The sequence below is a fragment of the Pseudomonas sp. HP_08 genome, assembly GCF_055284095.1.
The window spans coordinates 492,285-515,766 of record NZ_JBTOQC010000001.1 but is presented as its reverse complement, the minus strand read 5'-3'; the positions used below and the strand labels follow the sequence as shown (position 1 = coordinate 515,766).

Annotated in this window: 21 protein-coding genes; 6 read left to right on the top strand and 15 right to left on the bottom strand. The window is 54.7% G+C overall.

Annotated elements, in window-relative coordinates:
- Nucleotides 1-16: 16 nt before the first annotated feature.
- The 3 genes from ACYAS9_RS02485 to ACYAS9_RS02475 are packed head-to-tail and all read right to left on the bottom strand — an operon-like array spanning nt 17 to nt 4,677.
- Entirely contained in the window at nt 17-664 is a 648-nt protein-coding gene (locus tag ACYAS9_RS02485) for a response regulator (RefSeq protein WP_463566717.1), read from the bottom strand.
- Nucleotides 665-706: 42 nt separating this feature from the next.
- Nucleotides 707-1,903: a response regulator cyclic di-GMP phosphodiesterase PvrR gene (gene pvrR / locus ACYAS9_RS02480; protein ID WP_463566716.1), complete on the bottom strand. Its 1,197-nt coding sequence runs from the start codon at nt 1,901-1,903 to the stop codon at nt 707-709.
- An 11-nt stretch (nt 1,904-1,914) separates the two neighbouring features.
- A complete protein-coding gene (locus tag ACYAS9_RS02475) occupies nt 1,915-4,677 on the bottom strand; it encodes an ATP-binding protein (RefSeq protein WP_463566715.1) in 2,763 nt (920 codons plus the stop codon).
- 195 nt (nt 4,678-4,872) lie between these two features.
- Here ACYAS9_RS02475 and ACYAS9_RS02470 point away from each other — a divergent pair, with 195 nt between their 5' ends.
- The 3 genes from ACYAS9_RS02470 (at nt 4,873) to ACYAS9_RS02460 (ending at nt 5,951) form a co-directional block, all read left to right on the top strand.
- Complete coding sequence (locus ACYAS9_RS02470) at nt 4,873-5,112, top strand: hypothetical protein (RefSeq protein WP_463566714.1); 240 nt, start codon at nt 4,873-4,875, stop codon at nt 5,110-5,112.
- Between the two features lie 5 nt (nt 5,113-5,117).
- The gene (locus ACYAS9_RS02465) at nt 5,118-5,330 is read left to right on the top strand and encodes a hypothetical protein (RefSeq protein WP_463566713.1); all 213 of its coding nucleotides are present in this window, start codon (nt 5,118-5,120) and stop codon (nt 5,328-5,330) included.
- Between the two features lie 372 nt (nt 5,331-5,702).
- On the top strand, nt 5,703-5,951 hold the full coding sequence (locus ACYAS9_RS02460; protein ID WP_463566712.1) for a DUF6124 family protein: 249 nt from the start codon (nt 5,703-5,705) through the stop codon (nt 5,949-5,951).
- Nucleotides 5,952-6,067: 116 nt separating this feature from the next.
- Here the strand turns inward: ACYAS9_RS02460 and ACYAS9_RS02455 are convergent, their stop codons facing one another.
- From ACYAS9_RS02455 to ACYAS9_RS02435, 5 genes are all read right to left on the bottom strand, one after another.
- Complete coding sequence (locus tag ACYAS9_RS02455; RefSeq protein WP_463566711.1) at nt 6,068-6,616, bottom strand: hypothetical protein; 549 nt, start codon at nt 6,614-6,616, stop codon at nt 6,068-6,070.
- A gap of 90 nt (nt 6,617-6,706) precedes the next feature.
- Complete coding sequence (locus tag ACYAS9_RS02450; protein ID WP_463566710.1) at nt 6,707-6,889, bottom strand: DUF1289 domain-containing protein; 183 nt, start codon at nt 6,887-6,889, stop codon at nt 6,707-6,709.
- A 645-nt stretch (nt 6,890-7,534) separates the two neighbouring features.
- Nucleotides 7,535-7,771 (bottom strand): hypothetical protein, encoded by a 237-nt coding sequence (locus ACYAS9_RS02445; RefSeq protein WP_463566709.1) that lies wholly within the window; start codon nt 7,769-7,771, stop codon nt 7,535-7,537.
- A 99-nt stretch (nt 7,772-7,870) separates the two neighbouring features.
- Complete coding sequence (locus tag ACYAS9_RS02440; protein ID WP_463566708.1) at nt 7,871-8,473, bottom strand: hypothetical protein; 603 nt, start codon at nt 8,471-8,473, stop codon at nt 7,871-7,873.
- A gap of 80 nt (nt 8,474-8,553) precedes the next feature.
- Nucleotides 8,554-10,104, bottom strand: coding sequence for an MFS transporter (locus ACYAS9_RS02435; protein ID WP_431480361.1), 1,551 nt, complete (start codon nt 10,102-10,104; stop codon nt 8,554-8,556).
- 116 nt (nt 10,105-10,220) lie between these two features.
- Here ACYAS9_RS02435 and ACYAS9_RS02430 point away from each other — a divergent pair, with 116 nt between their 5' ends.
- On the top strand, nt 10,221-10,859 hold the full coding sequence (locus ACYAS9_RS02430; RefSeq protein WP_463566707.1) for a TetR/AcrR family transcriptional regulator: 639 nt from the start codon (nt 10,221-10,223) through the stop codon (nt 10,857-10,859).
- Between the two features lie 935 nt (nt 10,860-11,794).
- Nucleotides 11,795-12,403, top strand: a complete 609-nt coding sequence (locus ACYAS9_RS02425) for an RBBP9/YdeN family alpha/beta hydrolase (RefSeq protein ID WP_065909794.1) — start codon at nt 11,795-11,797, stop codon at nt 12,401-12,403.
- A 993-nt stretch (nt 12,404-13,396) separates the two neighbouring features.
- Here ACYAS9_RS02425 and ACYAS9_RS02420 read toward each other — a convergent pair.
- The 4 genes from ACYAS9_RS02420 to ACYAS9_RS02405 all read right to left on the bottom strand — a co-directional run bounded on the left by ACYAS9_RS02420 (nt 13,397) and on the right by ACYAS9_RS02405 (nt 19,362).
- Nucleotides 13,397-13,681, bottom strand: a complete 285-nt coding sequence (locus ACYAS9_RS02420; RefSeq protein ID WP_032900782.1) for a hypothetical protein — start codon at nt 13,679-13,681, stop codon at nt 13,397-13,399.
- 888 nt (nt 13,682-14,569) lie between these two features.
- Entirely contained in the window at nt 14,570-16,189 is a 1,620-nt protein-coding gene (locus ACYAS9_RS02415) for a methyl-accepting chemotaxis protein (RefSeq protein ID WP_463566706.1), read from the bottom strand.
- A gap of 248 nt (nt 16,190-16,437) precedes the next feature.
- Nucleotides 16,438-18,015, bottom strand: coding sequence for a sensor domain-containing diguanylate cyclase (locus ACYAS9_RS02410; RefSeq protein ID WP_463566705.1), 1,578 nt, complete (start codon nt 18,013-18,015; stop codon nt 16,438-16,440).
- 66 nt (nt 18,016-18,081) lie between these two features.
- Nucleotides 18,082-19,362: a DUF2254 domain-containing protein gene (locus tag ACYAS9_RS02405; RefSeq protein WP_463566839.1), complete on the bottom strand. Its 1,281-nt coding sequence runs from the start codon at nt 19,360-19,362 to the stop codon at nt 18,082-18,084.
- A gap of 218 nt (nt 19,363-19,580) precedes the next feature.
- On the opposite strand from ACYAS9_RS02405, the gene nhaA reads away from it, so the two are divergent.
- On the top strand, nt 19,581-20,951 hold the full coding sequence (gene nhaA / locus ACYAS9_RS02400; RefSeq protein ID WP_463566704.1) for a Na+/H+ antiporter NhaA: 1,371 nt from the start codon (nt 19,581-19,583) through the stop codon (nt 20,949-20,951).
- Here the strand turns inward: nhaA and tnpC are convergent.
- The 3 genes from tnpC to tnpA all read right to left on the bottom strand — a co-directional run bounded on the left by tnpC (nt 20,948) and on the right by tnpA (nt 23,236).
- Nucleotides 20,948-22,510 carry an IS66 family transposase gene (tnpC, locus tag ACYAS9_RS02395; RefSeq protein ID WP_463566703.1) on the bottom strand — a complete coding sequence of 521 codons (1,563 nt, stop codon included), beginning with the start codon at nt 22,508-22,510 and terminating at the stop codon, nt 20,948-20,950. The genes nhaA and tnpC overlap by 4 nt on opposite strands.
- Before the next feature lie 61 nt (nt 22,511-22,571).
- Nucleotides 22,572-22,907 (bottom strand): IS66 family insertion sequence element accessory protein TnpB, encoded by a 336-nt coding sequence (gene tnpB, locus ACYAS9_RS02390; protein WP_463566702.1) that lies wholly within the window; start codon nt 22,905-22,907, stop codon nt 22,572-22,574.
- On the bottom strand, nt 22,904-23,236 hold the full coding sequence (gene tnpA / locus ACYAS9_RS02385; RefSeq protein ID WP_463566701.1) for an IS66-like element accessory protein TnpA: 333 nt from the start codon (nt 23,234-23,236) through the stop codon (nt 22,904-22,906). Before tnpA ends, tnpB begins: the two co-directional genes overlap by 4 nt.
- Nucleotides 23,237-23,482 lie beyond the last annotated feature (246 nt).

Sequence of the window (23,482 nt, the reverse complement as noted above, 5' to 3'; positions counted from 1 at the left end):
CGAAAAGGCACTGCAACTATTCAAAGGCGGCGGCCTTGATGCAATACGTGATCAAGGCATGGTCGCTCAGCACTTCAAGTTTGCGCATCGCCGACACTTTCTGGGTGCTGACGGTTTTGACGCTGCGATTCAACTGACGGGCAATGTCACCGACACTGCTGCCTGCCACCATCAGTCGCAAGACTTCCACTTCACGCGGCGACAGCGTGGAAAAGCGCTCATCAATGACTTTCGGGTTGGTCATTACCGACAGCGCGGGTGCCTGTGGGGCGTTGTAAGGCCTGTCATTGGCCAGCGCGTTCAAGGCCTTGCCGATTTCTTCATGAATGTGATTTTTTGCGATCACGCCCGCCACCCCCATTTCCATCAAACGCGAAATGATCAGGTGGTTGCTTACCATCGTCAGGACCAGAATTTTCACTCCGGGAAAATGCTCGGTGATGTACTCGATCAGTTGCAGCCCGTCGCCATAGGTTTCATCCCCAGGCATGTTGAAGTCGGTAATCACCAGGGCGGGTTGATGCAGCGTCAGCTGCTCGACCAGTTGTGACGAGTTCAAGGCTTCGGCTGCCAGCTCAAAGCGCTTATCGCGCAGAATCACTTCCCGAAGCCCCACCAATACCACGGGGTGGTCGTCGGCAATCACTACCTTCAGTTCACGCATCGCCCGGCTCCAGATGCTTAAAAACCATGCCACCGCGTTGAACTACTCTGATGATGGCTTGGAGCTATCTTCGAGTAAAAGAGTTTCAAAATCGCTGCTCGATACAGCGGCGCAGATCAGGAAACCCTGGGCCTGATCACACTGGATACTGCGCAGAAAGGCGAGTTCTGCCTGCGTTTCGACACCTTCGGCGACGACCGTCAGGCCTAGCTTTCGACTCAGTTCCACAATACTGCGCAGCGCGCAGGCCAGATTTTCATTTTCGGTACAGCCATGCACCAGCGAACGATCAATCTTGAGTTCGCTGAATGGCGTAGACACCAGGTTGAAGTAGGAGCTGAACCCCTTGCCGAAATCATCCTGCGCCAGACCGAAGCCCATCATGCGCAGGCGACAAGCGCCAGCATAGTAGTTGCTGAGTTCTTCTGTGGTTGAACTTTCCATCAGTTCAAAAATGATATTGCGCGGCTCTGCGCCGTCGGCCACGACATAATCGCGCAAGCGGTCAGCCAGATCATGGTCATCCAGCAAGTGCGTGGGCAAGTTGATTGAAACCGGGATATCCCAGCCCTGTTCCCGCCATTGTCTCTGGGCCGGCAAGGTCTGTTTGAGCATCAGCCACAACAATTGCTCTTCCAGCCCTTGCTTGATCAACTCGGATAGAAAGTCCCTGGGCAATAACAGGCCGGCCTGCGGATGCGCCCAACGCACCAGCGCTTCAGCGCTGAGAATATTGCCATTGCGCAGCGATTTCTTGGGTTGGAACCAGGCTTGAATCTGCCCGTCAGCCATGGCTGAAATAATGCTGTGCGGATCGACTTCCAGGGCCTGTGCCGGGCCACTGTCATCGGGGTGACGAAACATCGCCATCCGTTCTTTCAAACGCATGACCGCTTTTAATTCAACCGGTTTGGAGATCAGGCCCACCACTGAAATCCCCAGGTTTTTAGCCGCCAGCCCTGCACTTATCAGCATTCGACGCGACGAGGCACTCATCAAGGCCAGCGCCGGTCGATTGTTCAGGGCAGCGATTTTCTGGATCAATTGCACCCCGTCCATGCCGGGCATCAGTAAGTCGCTGAGCAACAGGTCGTAGTCGTTAAGCGCCAGGCACTCCAGCGCACTGTCGCCATCCCAGACCGTATCAACGGTAAAGCCACCGGCTTCGTTAAAGACATTCAGCAAATACTCATGCTGAAAAGGATGATCCTCAACGACCAGTACACGATAAGGCTTCACTGGATCCTCCTTTAGAAGTGCCGAAGACAGTTGTAGAGGGTGTGCAGCGTAAAAGGCTTGATCAAATAGTGATTCATGCCTGCGTTCAGGCAGCGTTCACCCTCATCGCGCATGGCATTGGCGGTGGCACCGATAATGGGGTGGGTCACGTTCATGGCCCGCAACTGGATCGCCAACTCATAGCCGTTCATTCTCGGCATGTTGACGTCGGTCAGCACCAGATCAAATGTTCCTTCCTGCCAGCGTTCCAGTGCTTCGATACCGTCATTGACCAGCGTCACGGTACAGCCCATTTCTTCAAGCTGATCACGCAAGATAAGCTGATTGATCACGTTGTCTTCCGCGACCAGAATGCGTAATCCAAGGGTGAGTTCTGCCCGTGTTATGCCACTTTCAAGAGGCGTACCGATGCCTTGCGCCTTGCACAGGGCGAGGTAGACGTCCTGCAAACTATTGAGGTCTGCCAGCCAGCACGTATTTTCAATCGCCGGCGACACTGACATATCGCTGGCGGCCACCACCACAGGCCCTTTCCATCGTGGCTTGATTAACTGCCGGGCAGAGCCTGGGTGCAGTTCCAGCAACACCGCGCCCTCTGACGTGCCGCCAGATTCAGGTGTGCCCATCTGCGCCCTCGCGCCCCAGCGACGTAACCAGGCGCAATAACACTCAGCCAGTTCACGCAGTGGCGAAACCACATAAACGATACCCGGAGACAATGCGCCGACAGGGCTTGCACGCAGAGGGTCGTTGACTTCTACCAATGGCAAACGCAGGGTAAAACTGCTGCCTAATCCAGGCTCGCTGACCAGGCGTATATTGCCGTTCATCAAATGCATGAGCCGCTTGCAGATGGACAGGCCAAGCCCGGTTCCGCCGATCACATTTCTGGCGGACTCAACTTGATAAAAGGGCTCGAATAGCCGCGATTGTTCTTCGTGAGCGATTCCTTTGCCGGTATCCGATACCTGGCAGTGCAACATGACGCGCTCATCATCACGGCTGTCGACTTTCAGACGCAGGACGATTTTTCCGTAGTCGGTGAACTTCACCGCGTTATTAAGCAGGTTATTCAATATCTGGCGAATACGGGTGACATCACCGCTGAGCCATTCCGGCACCGCCGGATCAATCAACGCAAACAACTGCAGACCTTTGGCCTGCGCGGCTCCGCTGTACCCCTGGACAATCTCTTCCATCAACTCCAGCGTGCTGAACGTGCTGAGCTCAAGTTGCAGTTGCCCGGCTTCGATGCGTGAGACATCCAGCACATCGCAAATCAACTGCAACAGGTTGCCGGAGGAACGCTCGATGGCTTTCAGATAGTTGCTTTGCTGGTCGTTGAGTTCGGTACGCGCCAACAGCTCAAGGGTGCCCAGCACGCCATACAGCGGCGTGCGGATTTCATGACTCATGGTCGCCAGAAACAAGGTCTTGGCTTCATTGGCCCGATCCGCCAACTGCCGTGCGCGTTGCAGCGTTACTTCAATCTGTTTACGCGCGCTGATATCGCTGAAGGCGCAAATCAACACGTCCTGACCTTCGTAGCGCGTGGGCGCAAAGGCCAGGTAAAGAAGACGGCCATCGTCCATTTCAATTTCATTGCTGTTGCGTATTTCCTGGCCGTCGAAGGCGCGAGCAATCCAGCCGTGGCATAACGTGCCACGCTCGCTGCTGCCGCCTAACCACTGCTGCGACAGTGAGTTTTCCAGCACCACGGTGCCGTCCGTACGGCGAATCACACACAAGGCCACCGGTGCGACCTGTAATACAGCGCGGCTGAACGCCTCACTTTCAACCAGCGCCTGAATACGATTCTCACCCGGCGTAATCAGGCGCCGATCAATGCGCACGATCAGAAAACGCAAGCCGACAGCCAGCGCAATACAAAACAGCACACACACCACAAACGGCCAGGCCAATACCGGCAACAAAGATTGAATGCCCACGGTATAAACAATCTGCCAGCCGGAGTAACCGAGCTTTTTCCTGATCGCCAGGCGGTCGGGATACCAGCCATTGCCGATAAAACCGAACGACTTTTCGGGTTCCTGCAGGTGCAATGAACCCACCCGTGCAGCGGGAGCGATAGTGCTGAAAATGATCTGACCCTGGCCGTCAAGCAGCGTGAAGTCGCCGGCACTTTCACTGCTTAAAGCCGCTACCAGGTCCGGTACGTCGACTTCAATGCCCAGCCAGCCGGAAGACAGGTTGCGATAATCAAGCCGTGTGAACAGGTAGAAGGGCGAGTACAGGGAGGCGTTATCCGTCAACCACAGGTCATCGCCCACAATCGAGGCTTCGCGGCCCTCATCCACCAGACGTTGCATGACCAACTTGGGCAAGCGGCCAACACGCGCAGAGACTTCAAATAACCGCACAACCTTCGGCTCATCCGTTTGCGGCACGTAGAGCAGATTGACCTTGCTCGCCTGCAGATAGTCCATCATCCGGCGCGTGAGCCAAAGGCTCCAATGACCCGCCTCACTGCCCAGATTGATGTTCACCTCTTCTGCTGGATCGACACTGACAAAGGCTTCGGTGTCGTGTTTATTCGGCACCGTGGCCAGCACCAGACTCTTGAGCAGCGTCTGGCGACTGACGAAAAAATCCTGGGCATTAAAGACGGCCTCGTTCATGAGGGTGCGGCGCAGGGAAACTTCTTCACTGAAGACCGCCCGTAAATAAACAAACGAGCCGGCGAAGGCTGCGGTTATCAGGCCGCAGGCAAATAAATGGAGAAGCCGCCGCGCAGCTTGAGGAGTTGATTTCATGCGCCAAGGGTGAGGCCTGGAAGAGCTGGCGTTAATCAGACAATTCCTGAAAGGGGGGCAGGTCAGGAAAATCCGATGTCTCCAATGCCGTGCATTTGCGTGTCTACCGTTCGTCCGTCAGACAGGCACTCTGCAAGGTGCCGATCCCTCTCAATCTTATGTGCAGACGTTCTGCGCCTTGATAGGAGAAGGATCATGGGAATCGATAACAACGGACCTGAAGCCGCGTATCCAGGCCCTGATGAGAAAACCCCCGATACCGGCGAAGGTCACGGTTCCGGGATTGAACAGGCTCCGTCGGAGCCAAAGCAGGGGAATGAGCAGCGGCCAGAAGACTGGAATCCGCCTCCAGGCAATCCGGGCTCCGATCAGGACGCTCAGGTTGACCGTGAAAACGGCACGGCCAGGACGGACAGTCTGATTGATGAGGAGTAGGGACTATGGCAAATAACTCAACCGGTCATGACCCTCACACTCATGGGGAAGACGTTCCTTTGCCTGCGGACGATGACGCTGGCGTGGAGGAAGAGCTGTTCGATGTGGATGTGAATAATTCGGTATCCAGTGAGTACCCGGAGACTGTTGGTAAGAGTGAAGGGGATCTTGAGGAATCTCGTGATGGGCCTGCGAGCGACCCTGAGTCCGGCGCCTGATTTCTTCAGGCGTTGCGAAGGCCCGGCGTTGTACCGGGCCTTTTTATTGTGTTGATAGCAAGACGCTTCCCTTTCTATTGAAGGAAATTTCCGAGAAAATCCCGCTCGCTTGCGTTCGTTAACTTCGGTCACTACCCTCAGGCCGTCGCTGTAAATCCAGCGATCAGGTTTGGTAGGCCTGGAGTTCACTGACGCGAGGCGCCCCCTTAGCGAGGCGCTTTTCTACGGCCTGTGTTTTATGGCGGCCGTGCGCTTGGCGCCTTCGGGCGCGCCGGATGCCAGTGACCGGTCCTACCAACTTGTGCACGGTCGCCACCCGGCGTTTGGTAGGCAATGGGTGATGACTTTCTAAGTCTCACTGGAGTTGTAACCATGAAAAAGATCGTCCCCGATCCGCCCACCCTCGAAGCAACCCTGATCCTCCTTGAATGCCGCGTGGCCCATGCCGTGGAAGTGCTGCGTTGCGCCACCGCCACGGTTTATGAGAGCGCCGACAACCTGCAAGGCCCGCCACGCCATCTGGCCATGGCCGGGATGCATTTGATTACCCAGGCGCACCTGGCGCTGGATCAGGTGCTTGACCAGTGGCCGGTGATTAGCCCGGAAGTAGAGGAAACGTAAGGGCTGTTGGTCTGACAGATTGAGGTGAGTTGCTTGTGTGGTGTGGACCCTGCTGCCTGAAGAGGTGGTGGGGTTTTTGGTTTATGGGGTAGCCATGCGCTTCAGACGCGCCGCTATCACTTCACCACCTCAATCTTCTTCACAAAGATCAGTTTTTCGTCCGATGCCGGCCCGGCGATGCGGTCTTTGTTGAGTTCGCGGGCAACGGTGACCTTGACGTTCTTGCCGATCATGGCCGGCAGCAGGGTAGCTTCGCCTTCATCTTCGGCAGCGAACCAGGCATCGCATTGGCTTTTGCAATAAGCGCTGAAGCGTCGACCGTCATTGACCAGCACGGTGATGCTGTAGTCATCGATACCGTTGCCGGCAATCAAAGCGCCCTGCAAGGTTTCCGGTTTGGTCAGGCTGAAGTGGCAGTAGTCCGGCGTGTTCGGATCATCGCCCAGAAAGCCGCAGCCGCGTTCGACTTCGCTGTTAATCAACTCGCAGCTGTTGGCCACGTTGCAGGGTGGGCGGGTAGCGGGAGAAACGTTGATGCATTGTTTGACCAGCAACTCGGCGCGCTTCTGGCCGATGGTTTCGGCGCAGGTTTTGTCTGTGGCATTGGCCTGGAATACGGTCAGTGCGGTGATTAGCAGCGAGAAGATCAGGGTTTTTGGTTGCATGTGTTGTCTAGGTCGCCTTGTCAGATGAGCGGGCATTTTGGCGAAGTATTGCAGGGCGGAGCGACTTTTACACCGCCCGATTCATCCTGCTTAGCTCTTCTTTTTGTTGAGGCTTTTCAAACGCTGGCTTGCGCGCTGCACGGCGGCCATTTTCTCAGGGCGGTTCATGCGCCGCCATTTGCGAATGTCCTCCTTGTTGCGACCGCAACTGCTGCATAAGTCGCCGCTGAGTTGGCATAGCGATGTGCAGGGGGGGTCGATGTCTTTGGCCATGGTCAACCTTTCTGCGCCAAGCGTTCGATACGGTTCCGACATCCTTCAGATTCTCTGAATGCCAGGCACAAAAAAAAGACGCCCTAAGGCGTCTTTTTTCTGGGATTTGGTGGGCCGGGGTAATCTGAAACGGTAAATTATCTTATTGATTATTATAGTTAATATTAGTTGTGTATTTTGATTGGAATACCAAATGGAATACCTCATGGGATAGCACTCCGTTGACCCCCGCCTGTATTTGATCTGAAAACCTTGCTTCGCATCCATGATAAGCAGTGATCTTCTCGCAGCAGGCGGGACAACGGGCAGCACTCGATCCGAGTCGGAAGGTGGCAACAGGCAGAAACCGGCCAGAAGCAGTCATCCCGTGATCACTCTACAATCTCGACGCGCAGTATCAGCCAAAAGAGCATCAACGCAGTGAGGAACAATACGGTGTGAGCAGTTTATAAAATGCTCTATTGCACAAGCGCGCGGATGGGGATGGATAAGCTGGCATATTTGAGGGTGTGCCGCTGAAAGCCGATGCAATTTTTGCAGAGGAACTCCCTGAAGAGCGGTTTAGATCCGTATTGAGCTGACCGTCGGGTCGTTGTTCGCCGCAATCCGACTTCTGGGCACTTTGCGTGAGACCAGCGTGATGGTTCAGCCTCCAGATGATTCTGCATCGCACAAAAGCTCCAGCAAGTCATTCGCCAGGGCCGCAGCTTCTTGTCGATAGTCGGTATTCCAGCGGCTCGACCAGTTAACAGGCTTTCCCTCATCCTCCCAATGCGCCAGCGCAAGCCCGTTGAGTATTTCCAGCTCGAACCATACGTCGCCAGGCGACGGCGTTCTGGACTGACGCTGTGTCTTTCCACTGGAATTCTGTTTGCGCGACAAATGCCGCCCATGCGAACACATCTTCTGAGGCTCGCTCGCCGAGCGTTCGGAAGTATTTCGCGCTAGCCAATTAACGATTCCTTGTAGTCGTGCACCTGTCTAGTAAATGTCCATCCCAGGATACAGAGCTTCAGGTGGATGATAATCGGGGTCCTCAAACCTACTGTTCTGGTAATAGGTTTGGGCCGTCGGTCCATCACCGTTGTAGGTCACCTGCGGATTCGGCGTGAGATGCCAACCGTTTCCTTCTGTGTCGCGCTCAATCAGCGATGCGTACACCCTACAGCTGCCTGATGAGCCGGATGTCAGCCTGAACTGGTAATAGCGTCCGGCTTGGGGAGTAAACTTCGTCGAGATGTGGCAGGAGCGAGTGCGTGCCCCCTCCCAGAAAAGATCCACCTGCGTTTCGATACCGGGTCGGATCCGCGTTTCGTAATAGTCCCATGTGAGGTCTTGCCCTGCCTTGGGCATGCCCACGTCTTGTGTATGGGTGAACGGCAGGAGGCCGGTGCGAACAGCGCCGCCCGAACGTTTACCGTTTTCGTATTGGTAAACTTCGGCATGTTGCGTGTAGTCGACGATACGTACCCAGGCAGGATTGGGCTCGTTTTCGGGCGCGGTGAAGTAGTTGGTGTGGGGCAAATACTGGCAACCTGCGAACAACGGCAGCGTCAGGAAACAGAGGGTACGGCGAATAGGCATAAAACAGTCCTTAACGGGATTGTTGTACAGACCACAGAACTGCAGGTGAATTTCAAGGCTGGCTCCACTCTGAAGCAAAGTCAGCCGCCATCTGTGTGTTTCGGTGGGGGCGATGGCAAGGTGTCGGCCTCAAAAGAGGTGATTAACAGCATCAGGGCCACCAGTGCACAGGCGAGCCCGGAAACCATCATTGCCACATGAAACCCGTGCTCCATCGCGGGAACAAAAAGTGCAGAAACAATCAGCGAGTCACTTGATGCCACACCATGAGCAATCACATACCGCGCAATCTCAGGCGCTTTGGCTACCCCTTGATCACGCAACGCGGCAGCTAGCACTCGTGACGCCTCGCTGCTCATGAGCGTGCCCAAAAAGGCGACGCCGATTGTCATGCCCATCTGACGCAACGCGTTCATCGTGGTAGAGGCCACCCCCATACGATCAATCGGTGCGGCGGTCATAACCGCCATGCTGGTGGCAGGTACTGCGAGACCGGCTCCGAGCCCCAGAAGCCCGAACAGGGTGCCCACAATCCAATAAGGGGTATGTGCTGTGAAGGTCACCATGGTAGACATCGCCAGCGCCGTCACGCCATAACCGGCCACCAGAAGTCTTCGCGATGTCATCACTGCGCTCAAGCGCCCGTACAAAATCGACACGCAACCGGTGACCAGAAACTGCGGCATCATTCGCCAACCCGTTTCAACCACCGACAAGCCTTGAATCGTCTGTAAATAGATCGAGAAGAAGAACAGGCAGCTGTAGTACGAAAAACCCAGGGTAAAAGAGGCCAGGTTGACCACGGCAAACGAACGCCTGCGAAACAGCGAAAGTGGCAATAACGGTCGATCTACACACCGCTCTACAAACATAAACAAAATAAACACCACCAGGGCAACTGCCAGCGCCGCTATGGGTATCAAAGGGTTCAAGCCCGGCTGGCCGATACTGATGAGCCCATAAGTCAGGCTGGCAAGACACACGACGCTGAGCACTTGCCCTGCCGGGTCCAGCGCTGTGCGCGCTTGCTGTTTGCGCTCCCTGATCCCCCAGATGCCCAGGCCTATGGCAATCATCCCAAGAGGCAGGTTGATAACAAAAATACTCTGCCAACCTATGCCATGGAGCAACAAGCCACCCAGCAATGGCCCCAGGATAAGCGCCAATGCGCTGAACGCCGACCAGCCACCAATGACGTGAGCACGCTCTTCAGCGTCTGGAAATGCATGGCTGAGAATTGGCAGGGCACCCGGGATCAGAAGCGCACCGGCGACTCCCTGCACCGCCCTCCCGAACAGCAGTAAATCCAGGTTGGATGCCATAGCGCAAACTGCTGAGCCGACAGTAAACAGCCCCACACCTGCCAGCCAAGCCCGCTTATGCCCATAACGATCGGCGATGGGCCCCGAAGACAACATGAAGGCTGACAAACAGATCGTGTATGCATTGACGACCCATTGAAGACCGGAAATATCCGTTTGCAACGCGTCTTGCAGTGTCGGTAGTGCCACGTTCACGACGCTGATATCCAGCGTGGCGAGAAAGGTGCCGAGGTAGGCTGCACATAGCGCCGCTATACGGGGAAAGCGCCGGGTGAACGGGTTGTCTGAGGCGGAGCGATCAATGTTCATGCCTCATGATATTTGCCGACTGACCGTCGGTCAATTGATCGTTCCAACTTTTTCCCACCTCGATTGGTTCCCTCCTTTACACTGATTTCCTTTGACGAATTGTTCGAAACGAGACGATGAAAACCAAAGCCCCCTTAAAAGCTCCGGCGACAGAACGTGCTCCCAAGCCCCGGACCAAACCCGCCGAAGTACGTCTTGATGAACTGATGGCGGCAGCCGAGGAGCTTTTTCTAGCTCAGGGGGTCGAGGCCACCACGATCAACGAGATCGTTGAGTCAGCTCAAGTGGCCAAGGGCACGTTTTATCACTACTTTTCTTCCAAGAACGAAATGCTTGACGCCCTGGCCGTGCGCTACACCGAGCGCTTCATGCTCAGCCTGGACAATGCAATGGCGCGCTGCGCTGCCGATGACTGGGAAGAGCGTCTTCGCGCCTGGATTCACGCCAACATCGAAACCTACGTCAAGACATATCGTATCCACGATATCGTCTACGTGAACCACCACCATCATGATCGTGCCAACGGCTCGAAGAACGCTATTCTCGAGCAATTGCTTGCGATTATTGAAGGGGGGAAGCTGGCCGGCAATTGGGCGCCAGAACATCCGAGCGTTGTGGCATTGCTCATTTATGCGGGCGTCCATGGCGCGACTGATCACATCATCGCCGCTAATACCGAGGACTTCGCCCCGTTTGCCCATGCCGTTGCTGATGCTTGCCTGCTGATGTTACCCAACGGCGTCAAACAAGCCTGATCGGAGGCGGTGCTTCGGCCAGAAGCAGACGCTCGCCAGTATATTTCGGTGCCTTATCGTTCTACTTGGCGTTGCCTCAGGATATCGGTGGCTTAAGGGAGCTACCATGGGCCTCGTAACCGACCGAGGCAAATGAAATGCTCAGGCTTGCCTGGCTGGAAAGGCGCTGACCTGGGGCTATGCATACGTCCCCCCGACATCTCACGCCTGTAGGCGCGAGCTTGCTCGCGAAAACCCCATCAGCCCTCCAACTCGCCAGCCCGATAAATCGCAGTGTAATTGTGAGCCACCCACGCCCTCAACGGTTTGGTTAGTTAGTATCTTGACGGGTAGTCGACTGACTTAATTGGACGGTTACGCTGACATTTTCGCATGATCGGAAAAGCGTACGACAACGGTGTACCAAGGAAGCTGCTTATGCGCAGACGTCACCTAGGAGCCATCCCCGCCACATCCAAATCAGTGATCCATTGCCATTGCCGCCTGTGCCGCAAAAAACACGACTACATCGCTTCTTGCGGCAGTGCTCCCACTATGCATACTTTCCGGCGCTAACAGCACAAAAACCAACGCCTTTAGGCAATACCACGGGAATTTTGCGCACCCTGTGGCTGGACGGAGGGCAAGTTTGCCGAAATCAGGTCTTGTGTCACTCATGCGAAATTGGCCCTCACTTGACCACTCGTTTGCATCGCATTTCACCAGCCATTTTCAACGGAGTGACCAGCACGAGTCGTGGTCATTGACGGCCACGAATTGCCATCAGCCCTAGATTACAACCGCATTGCCGATGGCCGCGATTGGACGCATACCACGACACGCGTTGCAGGGAATTATCCAGCTAGCTCAATTTCTCAGCTGTGACATCCTCGCCGGCCGAAAGTAGAAAGTGTAGTATCAGCGACCGATCAATCCGCTGATCTCTGATACCCAATATGCATGCAGTCAACAGAACATCGAACCGCTATGACGGTATACACGTTGTAATTGTGCATGGTTATACTGCCTCGCCCAATGTGAACTGGTTTCCTTGGTTGGCGGAGGTGCTACGGGAGCAAGGCGCGCAAGTTAGCATTCCAGCTATGCCTGATTCGTTCAATCCTGATCCAATAAAATGGGCATTGGCGTTGCAGCAATCACTGCCAGCAGCTGACACAAACACGATCCTCATAGGGCATAGTCTTGGATGCATCGCTGCTCTACGGCACTTGTTGTCCTTACCCGCACACACCTTAACTGGCGGAGTCTTGCTGGTCTCCGGCTTCGATAGAACGGTGTCTACGTTGCCAGAGCTACACGCCTTCACAGATGCACCGCTGGACCACGCGGAAGTTTGCCGTCGTACACAGAAAATCATCTCGCTGTTTTCCGACAACGATTCAATTGTTGAGCCTGCAGCATCTATCGAACTGTCCCGCAACCTCAAAGCCGAGCAACAAGTCGTTAGTGGTGGGGGACATTTTCTCGACCGCGAGGGATTTGTACAGTTTCCAGAAATATATACGGTTATTGCGAGGCTTCTTGGGCACGAGACACAGATTTAGCCGCTGGCGTATCCACGGGACACGCACTCGTTACTGCTATGTCTCGGCAAAGTTCACGCTCCAAGCCGGACGCTATTACCAACTCATGCTGACATCCGGTTCGGGCGGGACATGTACGTTGTATCCGTCGCTGATCGAACGCGACAAAGATGGGACCGGATGGCATCTGACTCCCAATTCTGAGGTGACGTACGAAGGCGAGGGGCCTACTGCCAAAATGCATTACAACAATAGTCGTTTTGAAGATCCCGATTACCACCCACTTGCGGATCTTTATCCTGGTATCGATGTTAACTGAAGGGCGTGTGATTCACGCCTAGCCGATGGCTGCCACTTACGGATCAATGCCAGGGGATATTTTATGGGTGCCAGGACGTACTGGCTCAGCGAGAGCGAACAAGCGTCGAAGAATCTCTTTGCATGGTCGGCTTTTGTCGCGCAAACCGAATCTTTATGGCAAGACACTGCCTTGATCCAAGCCGACGCGGCTTGGCAGCATATTTGGTTCGAGCTGGAAATACTCAACTGGCTTGCATTGGCGCAGTGGGAGGATGCTGTTCGCTGTCTGGCAACTATTCGCAGTAGCCCACAGAGCCAGTTTTCTGATCCTTGGCTTCACCTGTTTCGAAGAGGGATTTGCCATCGCGCAAATTCTGCACTGAACCATCCACGAAAGGTTCGAACGAATCCAAGCCCAAGCCGTTCTCGGCGTGTAAAAGACGCAATGGCAGTTTCGGATCGGACGCTGCCTAGGGCATTAGGCAACCTTGACAGCTTTAAGTGCAACGTCGAGCTGCGATCTGGCATTCGACTCATAGCGGCAGGCGAGCAGTCAAATTACCGAACTCTACAATGTCCGAAACGGATTCCTTCTGGGGCCTTGAGGGCTGCAACGTCTTGCGAGCGATCATCGGAAGGGGCTCCTCTTGATCAGTTGCGGTTCTCACTCGTCTTTCAACGCCGAGTCAGGAACAGGCCCGGTAGCTGCTCTAGCTACCAGGTAATCCGATCAATTTCCTCTTGGTTCATCGCACGCCAATCAGTCTGGTGGATACCGTAATCAGCTTGAGCGTACTCAAGTGCCTCCTCCAGCGAAAGCATCAGATGGTCCCCTTCAATCTGCTGGCTGGTGTAATCAATGAAGCGAATCTCCATATAAACCGGTGGTTCGTCCTCACCCTCAACCTCGAGACCAAACAGCACGATAGCCGTAACACTGGGGCGATACTCACAAATGCACCGCACCTTGGCAAAGAGGTACAAGGGGGGCTTTTTCATATAGGGACTCCTTCACTGCTCAAGTGGGGCGGGGGGTACAAGCGACAGCACAGGGTCGGTTGCAGCTTATCTCTACCGGCAGCTGACGACCCGAAGGCGACAATCAAGCTATGCGACCAAAGGGAGCGAACTTGAGCCTAGGGTTAGGGCTCCGAGTGCTCGGCGTAGATTGCCATAGCCTTTTCGTGGCTGTCGGTGCTGAGGAAATCATTCTCGTATGCGCCCTGAACTTTTGTCTTGCCACCTTCGCCCCCAGAGAGTGCAATTGCTAGAGCTAGTGAATTGTTGTGGCCGCACTCCTCGACGGGAAAACCACGTAGCGGGGTAAGGGCATGGCTGCGCTTCCTTTTCGAGTGAGGGCGCATCAGTGCGTAAAACCACTGTATGGGGGGGTGGTTTCCGCCGGCAAAAAAAGGCCCACACACCCGGCTTAGGTGTAGCGGCCTTTTGAACGTGAGCGGCGTTATTGGTAACGCGCCGGGCTTACTTTTGCAGTCGCTTAGACAGATATACCCTCGCGCTCCCAGTCGCCTCGGCGGGCTGGCCCAAGTGGTACTCCACGTATTGGTCATTGCCGTCCTTACGGTCGAACAGCCCCAACAGCACCCACCCGGCGCTTTACAACTCTGCGCCTTGCCCTCAGTTCGTAAGCGTACGGGTATCCCCCCCATTCTGAACACGCTGAGTCAGGCTGAATATTGAGACTAATCGTGTGCGCTTTGCCAATTCAGTCATTTTGGACTTTTAATGCCGGGAACAACCATTACGCTTGAGGCAATCCCGATTTATCGGAATTGCCGCGTAATCAGAAAATTTGAGCATTTCGGGCACACTGCTTTCAGTGCCTGGCTAGTCCGAGGTTGGCCCTCAGCTTCCCTAAAGCCTTTGTCATACCACAAATCGGTTAACCAGCTGATTCAGGTTAACCGCCAGTTTTGACATTTCACCGCATGCACTTGCTGTCTGGCTGGCACCCGCAGCGTTTTGCGCTGCTAACTCGCGGATACTGACCAGATTGCGATCAACCTCGCGGGCTACATGCGATTGTTCTTCAGAGGCCGTCGCGATCATGAGGTTACGTTCATTGATCTGAACAATGGCCGTGGCGATCTGATCCAGCGAGGTACTGGCTTCCTGGGCGACGCCAAGCGATTCGGACGCCAGATCTCGGCTCGTGTTCATTGCCTTCACGGCCAGATCAGAATCATTCTGGATGGCAGCGATCATCTGCTCGATTTCCTGGGTCGACACTTGAGTGCGATGGGCCAAAGCTCTTACTTCATCCGCAACCACCGCAAACCCACGACCTTGCTCGCCAGCTCGTGCGGCCTCGATGGCTGCGTTCAAAGCCAACAGGTTGGTTTGTTCTGCAATTGCCCTAATCACCTCGACCACTTTAGTGATGCTCTGGGCACGATCTGACAACCCTTGAATCTGCTCGCTGGTGTTTTCAACGTTACCGTTCAGCGTTTGAATTGACTTTAACGTCTGAGCCACCCGCGCCAAACCGACCTCGGTATACCCTTGGGTACGCTTCGACTCTTCAGAAGCTGACTCCGCGTTACGTGCGACCTCGTCAACTGCCGCGCTCATTTCTGTGACCGCTGTGGCTGCTTGATTGACCTCGTCATTTTGGGCGACAAGACCACGACTCGACTCCTCAGTGACCGCTGTCATCTCTTCTGACGCAGAGGCAAGTTGCGTGGACGAATCGGAGATCTGCATAATCGTGTTACGCAGGTTTGTCTGCATCTGTGCAAGCGCTTTCAACAATCGCCCTGCTTCATCAGTACCGCTGACCAATACCTCCTTGGAGAGGTCACTGGCCGCGATACGCTCCGCGACGGACAACGCATCGTTAATCGGAGAGGTAATACTTTTCGTCAGCAGTAATGCCAAGCCAATCGTCAAAATGACTACACCCGCTATGAGGCCAACGACAAGCCAAAGGCCGTTGTTATAGAGATCGGTTGCGGTTTGCCCGGCCTGCGCTGCGCCCTCGTTGTTAAAATTGGTCAAGTCTTTAATCTGCTGCTCCATCGCATTCGTGAGCGGGCGGATACCTGTACTCACCAGATTGACCGCTGTGGCTATGTCACCTTGTCTCATCAACGGTTCGAGAATATCCAGTTGTTTGGAATAGGCATCGGCGCTGTTTTTTACTGGCGTGTAAAACGAGCGCTCTTTATCGCTCGCTATCAGTGGCTCATAGCCCGCCACCGCATCGGTGAAAGCCTTGCGATAGCCAGCGAAGCTTTCAATGTTCTTTTGAATGGATTGAGGGTCAGCAAGGCCTCGCTGTGTCTCGAGCCTCAGGCGAAGTGTCGCCTTGTCCATCAACGCAGTTTGTCGGATGCTGGCCATCCAATTGAGTTCGACGTCTTTTTCGGCATCCCTTAGCTTGCCCATTTGGAGGACTGCGAATATGCCCAGCACAAAAACCAGAATGATGATTGAAGTGAAAAACAGGGCAGCTCGTGGAGCTAAATTGAGATTTCTAAGGCGCATGCTAGATTCCTGCTTTCCAATGATGGTTGACATATTCAAAAGGCTATCGACCCAAAATTGGAAACTTTAAGCTTTTCGTCAAGAGGCGATGTGGCCGCTAGACGGCTGTCAAAACCTGGCATGCAGATTCAAAGGCCACGAAGCAGGTTGAATGATCAGGCCAGCGGCACAAAAGGCCTACCCCCATCTCAACTGGGATGGATTGCAATGGGGTGCAGAAGGCGAGACGGGCAGCAAATCGGCCATAATCAGCATTGGCTTGTGCCTAGAACGGGCTGGTATATGAAATGCTTTCTGGTGGTGTCGGCCATTGCTCGTCCCTCGACGCAGTTGCGACCTTTGGTTTTAGCACAGTAAAGAAGTAGATCTGCTTCCCTCAGGGCGGCTGTATAACCCTCCTTCTCGGGTGCGTTGATCGCTACCACGCCGGAACTGATTGTGACGTTCCCCACTGGACTGCCAGAGTGCTCTATAAGAGCGTTTTCGATGGACATCCTGACTTTTTCGGCAACGCTCAAAGCACCCGCTAAATCTGTCTCAGTTAACAGGATTACGAACTCCTCACCGCCATACCGTGCCGCTAGATCGCCAGCCCGGTTGATGCAGCTTCCGATGATCCCGGCTACCTGGCGCAGGCAGTCGTCCCCTCGCAGATGGCCGTAGCAGTCGTTGTATTGCTTGAACCAGTCGATATCCAACAAAATGATGGCGATGACCGAGTTATTTCGAGACGCTCGTCCCCACTCTTTTTGCAACGTAGCGTCGAAGCAACGTCGATTGGCCAGATGCGTCAGACTGTCGGTCTGAGCGATGATCTCAAGCTCGGTTCGGGCGATGCTCAACTCACTTTCCGCAGTGATCAAGTGCTGGATTTGCCTGTACAACAAGAGACCCAGCGAAGCCAAAGACAAAGTGATCATAGCCACCAGAGCCATGGATCGATACGCATAGGCCCACCAGGGGGCGAATACATGCTGGCAGGACACGCCAGCAGCAGCGACGATGGGCAACCCAGAAACCCGCCGATAGGCATAAATCCTTTCCACGCCATCCACTACAGACTTGATCACAGCGGTACCGCTATCGCTGTATGGAAGGTAACTGGTGAAAAGATCCCCTTTGGCCACATTGGTCGTCATGAGTGCGGTTAACGTCGGTCGACGAGCCAGCAGGTCGCCATTGTTCAGCGCAAGGAAAATAACGCCCTTGTCGTCCACATCCATGCGCTTGAAGAATGACTGGAAATAGGCAACGGGCACAGTCGCTAACGCCACACCTGCAAACTTACCGTCGGCAGCGTTGATGCGTCGACTGATAGGGATAACCATCTCCCCCGTAATGCGACTCTCGACAATGGAACCGACGTGGATGGACTCATCGGCGTTATCGCGGTGATACGCGAAGTACGCGCGGTCGCTGTTGTTTTTCACCTGTATACCTTGGGAAAAGGAATTGGCGACCCAATTACCTTGGGCATCGTAGATGAAAAGTCCCTGGATGCCGTCCACATTCACCACATCCTGGGCCATCAGTTTCGCCAGTCGAGCTTGCTGAGCCCCCTCTGCACCATCGTGCTCCACGCGCTCCACGAGATCACGCAGCGTATTATCAGCGTGTCGTACCGTATCCTGAGCTTGCTGCTCGGCGGCAAGAACGATGTTTGAAACCGCAATTTTGGCGGTAGCTACGCGCTCACGCTTGGACTGGTTCATCTGCCAGGCTGTAGCCAAAATCAACGAGAGACACACTAGAGCAATGAAGCCAAGCAGTGCTTTGGTAAGCATGGAAGGCGCGAGCCTGGTGGAGGTAAGGTAAAAAGGCTTCATAGAAGGCGTCATCAAATTGGCTTTTGAGCGCTCTATGCAGCTTTCGTACCTTAGTAGTGAGGCTGGCTAGTTAAACAGCAACTTGTCTGCCAGTGCCCTTAGTTGGTGCTTTTCCTCGTTCAAAGCCAAGGCGCTGTCTGATCTTCTCAAAAGGATATTCGCGTGCCTCACGCAAACGGCTTTGAACAAAGCGGGATCGATCTGAGCAAGGCTGATCAGGGCTTTCATCAGGCGCAGATCCACTTCGATGATTGCTGCGCCATCTCTGGCTATCGGCGCAAAGAAGTCATCGAACAAGTCGTCCACATTCAAGCCATGCAGAAAAACCTGGCCGCAGCTTTTTTCATGCTCAGGGGCAACTGGCTGTGGCTTACCCCACGTAGTCAAGCTACGTACGCCTCGCCCGATGACATCAATGGCCGTGCCGGGGTCATTCACTGCGGGAGACAGCGCGCGGGATGCTATTTCCGATAGCACTGAAAGTCCAAAGCGGGGATCGTGTTCGAAGGTTCTCCGGATGCCTATTGTCAGCGTAGCGAGCACCTTCTCCGACGGCTGGCTAGTGATCTCGACAGACTCTTTGGCCAGCGGTACGAGATAGGCCAGTGGCATCCCCATGTGGACGAAACTACCGGGGAGAATATCCACGAATATTTTGAGGTTTCCGGCCTCCGCTACCTCGCTCAGTGCCTGAACATCGATATGCTGTACATATCCAGTCGATTCACTGGTAACGATCCGAGAGCCGATAGGCACAGTCCACCCCTTTGGGAAAGCGACTCCGCCCAAGTATGGCCACCGTACTCTATGATCGATTGCATCAATGGCCGCTTTCTCCACTAGATCAATCGTCTCGCCCATTCGCCCCAACTTTGAAAGGTGATCAATCCAGCGCAAAAGCGTGTAAACGATGAGGATGACCACCACTATGGTCGCTGCGAACAGGAGCACCCGTCCTTGGGCGCCATAGACTCCGGTGCTCAAGGCGATGATGCCTACCAGGCTGAATAGAAATGAGCCGATGAACGTCGCGAGAGCGTTTTGTGTTGTTGTGTCCTCCATTACCAGCGTCGTCGCACGCGGTGTTACGCCGCTGCTGGCCGCTCCGTACGCTGTCACCATAGTGCTTAGCGAAAAGGTGGTCACTGCAAGCATGCTGGAGGCAATGATGCTCAAGATCTTGTCAACGGCATCGGCGCCTATGCGGGCCGACAGAGAAAATGGAATCGAGTCCTTGAGCAAGATTGATATCAAGGCGGTTGCTACGCCCAGCAGTGAAAACAAGGTAGCTCTGAGCCAAAGCTTTTTTGTAAGTTGCACCAGCATCCAACGCCATCGAGCGATCATAGCCTTACCTTTTTGGACAACTGCTTCGGAAGTAAACGGAATCATCCTCCGACTACCTAGACTGATTGAGTTCGTTCACCAACAGAAGGTTCAGCGCATAGGCGCCTAGCATTGCATCTGCGCGCCGAGCTTTCTATGATCGCTCTGGGTGCGTCATTGCATAAAGCGATGCGCAGGTTAAAAGCAAGCGCTGGTCGGGCCGCCGGTGGAGTTCCACTGTGGCCAGCAAAAAACCGGCATCTTCAACTATTCCTCGTCCTCAAGTTTTAACCGAACGTGCGCTTTCAGCGCTGGAGCGGTTCTCCCATATCGAAGCAGTCAGCGGTATTGCGCTTTTGTTGGCTGCTATCGTAGCTCTCCTTTGGGCCAATAGTTCGATATCGGAGTCTTATGAGCATTTCTGGAACTCCGAGCTGACCATAGGCATTGGGCAATTCACTATTTCACGGTCGCTGCATTTTCTGGTCAACGATGGATTGATGACTGTGTTCTTCCTCGTCGTGGGCGCGGAGATCCGTCAAGAGATAAGTGACGGTGCGCTTTCCAGCTTCAAGCTCGCTACGTTACCTATTGGTGCTGCGCTGGGTGGTGTGGTCGTACCTGCGCTGATCTATACGTCGCTCAATTTCGGCACCCCTGCCTCCAGCGGGTGGGCTGTGCCTACGGCGACGGACATTGCCTTTGCCGTGGGCGTACTTGCTCTCTTGGGTAAATCGATTCCCGGCTCCGTGAGAGTCCTCCTACTTGCGCTGGCGATCATTGATGACATCGTTGCGATACTGATCATCGCTGTTTTCTACACCGCCAACCTGGATTACCTGGGGTTGATCATTGCAGCAGCAGGGTTGCTGATCGTGCTGATATTTCAACGCATGGGTATTGGCAAAGCTTACGTCTATGTCATACCTGGAGCGATTGTATGGTTTGGGCTCTTAAAGACCGGCGTTCATCCAACGCTTGCCGGTGTTGTTCTAGGGCTAATGACGCCTGTCAATTCCAAGCCCTTGCGTGAACGACCTCTGGATACGATTGGGCGTACATTTCAGGAACTGATGGAGCGCTTCTCGCACGCTGAGCAGAGCCCAAAGGCAGTAGCTAAACCACTGAAACAATTGCGTCATGCAGAGCGAGAAATGTTATCTCCTGTGCAGCGAGTGCAATTGGGGCTGCACCCATGGGTCGCCTACGGCGTCATGCCGCTGTTCGCGCTGGCCAATGCGGGTGTCAGTCTAAAGGGTGTCAACCTGGACGATACGGCGGCACAAGGCGTGTTCATAGGTGTGACGACGGCGTTGGTGCTTGGCAAGCCGCTGGGGGTGATGATCGCCAGTTTTATGCTGATAAAGTTCAAGATCTGCGAACTGCCTGAGGGCGTCAATTGGGAGGGCGTCGCGCTGGTAGGGCTGCTAGCAGGTATAGGCTTCACCATGTCAATTTTCATTTCCGGCCTTGCGTTTGACGATCCTGGTTTACTCGCGGCGGCAAAATTGAGTGTACTTGCCGCTTCGTCCTTGGCTGCGATGCTCGGTTTGGTTTGGGGGAAATCCAAGTTCCGCTCATTTGCCGGTAGATCAGCCGCAGGACTCTAATTGCCTATCTTGTGAAAGCCCCTCCACACGTGCGGTAGCAACTGATCGACTTCACTTGCCCGCTGCGTTGGCAGGCGTGTTAGCACGTCCTTCAAGTAAGCATATGGATCATGACCATTAATCCGCGCAGACTGGATCAAACTCATGATCGCCGCCGCTCGCTTTCCGCTGAGTAGTGACCCTGCAAAGAGCCAGTTCTTGCGTCCAAGAGCCCATGGCCGGATCTGGTTCTCTGCCCAATTATTATCAATGGGTACGGCCCCGTCATCGAGGTAGCGCGACAGCGCCACCCAGCGTTTCAGGCTGTAATCGAGTGCTTTGCTGATGGCTGATCCTTCGGGCACAAGATCGCGCTGGGCGCTCATCCAGGCATGCAGCATGTCCATTACCGGAACGGCTTTTTCTTGCCGTATTCGGTGCCGTAAATCCGGCTCCAAATCGCGGACTTCGCTCTCGATTTCGTACAGCAATTGGATATAGCGCAGGGCTTGCTCGGCGAGCGTGCTTTTATTCGTCGCATGCAACTCGAAGAACTTACGCCGTGCATGTGCCATGCATCCGATCTCGGTCACACCTAGCTCGAAGCTGGCTTTGTAACCGCCAAAATCATCGCAGACCAACTTGCCTTTCCAGCCTTGCAGGAAGTGGCGAGCGTGCTCTCCGGCACGGCTGGGGCTGAAGTCATAAACCACCGCTGCCACATACGAAAACTGGCTGGTGGCGTAAGCCCATACATAGGAACGGTGGGTTTTCTTCGAGCCCGGAACGAGCATCTGCACCGGTGTTTCATCGGCGTGGATCACCTGCTGCCCAAGCACTACGTCGCGCAGCGCATCGACCAGCGGCTGCAACTGAGCCCCAGTCACGCCAACCCATTGAGCCAGGGTTGAACGTGGAATCGCCAAGCCTGCTCGACCGAAGATCGATTCCTGACGGTAAAGCGGCAGATGGTCAGCGAACTTGGCAATCATGACGTGAGCCAGCAGTCCAGCGGTTGGGATGCCCTTGTCGATGACCTGAGCCGGAACCGGTGCCTGAATGAGGGTTTCACAGTCATCGCAGACCCATTTGCCACGCACATGACGCTCGACGGTGAACACGCCTGGTGTGTAATCAAGCTTCTCACTGACGTCTTCACCGATGCGCCTGAGTGCACAGCCGCATGGGCAGTGAGTGTTGTCCGGTTCGTGATGGATCAGTGTGCGTGGAAACTCAGCCGGTAATGCAGTGCGCTTGGGTTTCTGCTTTTTCTCGGGCGCCGCTGGCACTGTCTGCAAGGCCTGAAGCTCTGCTTCAATCGCTGCGATATCGGTATCGATCAGGTCATCGAGCAAACTGGCCTGCTCAGGATTCATCTGCTCGCTGCGCTTGGCAAATTTCAAGCGCTTGAGCTGGGCGATCTCGTGAGTCAGCTTCTCGATCACCGTCTGATCGCGGTTGATCTTCTTGCCCAGCGTGTCGACCTGGTGGTCGAGCGTCTCGACACGCTGCATCAACTGCGCCGCCAAGACGCGCAGTTGTTCAGGGGGCAGGTGATCGAGATTGGGTAGCGAAGTCATGGGGCCAATTTTGCCAGAGCAGGCAATTCGCGACGATAGACCGATAGGCTAATGGCAACCGTTAAAGCAGTGTGATCGAGCCTCCAGAACCTGCGCGTTGCCATGGCAGACCCAGCACCAAAGCCTGAAGTTGCTCGGTATCCAGTTCCATCTCAGAACCATGGCGAATGCCAGGCCAGTGGAACTTGCCTTGGTTCAACCGGCGCGCCGCCAGCCAGATTCCGAAACCGTCATGCATCAGCACTTTCATGCGATTGGCGCGGCGGTTGGCGAACAGATAAGCGCAGTGCGGCTGCGCCGCACCGAACACCGCAATCACCCTGGCTAACGCCGTTTCGGTGCCTGCGCGCATGTCCATTGGTTCGGTGGCGAGCCAGATGGAGTCGATGCGAATCATCGCAGAAGGTCTCGAACAAAGGTCGCGCAAGCGGCAGCATTTTCAGTGGGCCAGCTCACTTTGACAGTGCCACGCGAGTGCTGGATTTCAACAAAGATATTCGACGATGCAGCTTGCGAGTTTGCTACCGTCAGCGGCATCGGGAGCGGAATAAAAGCAGGTTGCAGCGCGGTGCTTTTCTGCGTTTGCAGGCGAATCCATTTGTGGACGAGGTTTGTATTGAGGCTATGGCCGAGCGCGACGCTGGCAATCGAAGCGCCGGGCTGTGCACACTCTTGAATGACCTGGGCCTTGAAGGACTTGGAATAGGAACGGCGTGTTGGCTGCATGAAATACCCGCTTGAAAGGCTAGAACTGGTGTCCACTTAAATTTAAGTGCACACCATGTCTTAGCTTTGCGGGGCTGGGTAGATGACTTGGCCGGACGCATACCTCAGTTCTCACGGTCTTTAACGTCTTGGAGTCTTCAATCGCCATCGATACAACCCCTTTTTGAATGAGCGCAAGCTTTAACCCTTAGTAATAGTGGGAATGAGGCAACCCTTCGGACCCAAATACCCAGAAATTGATCAACC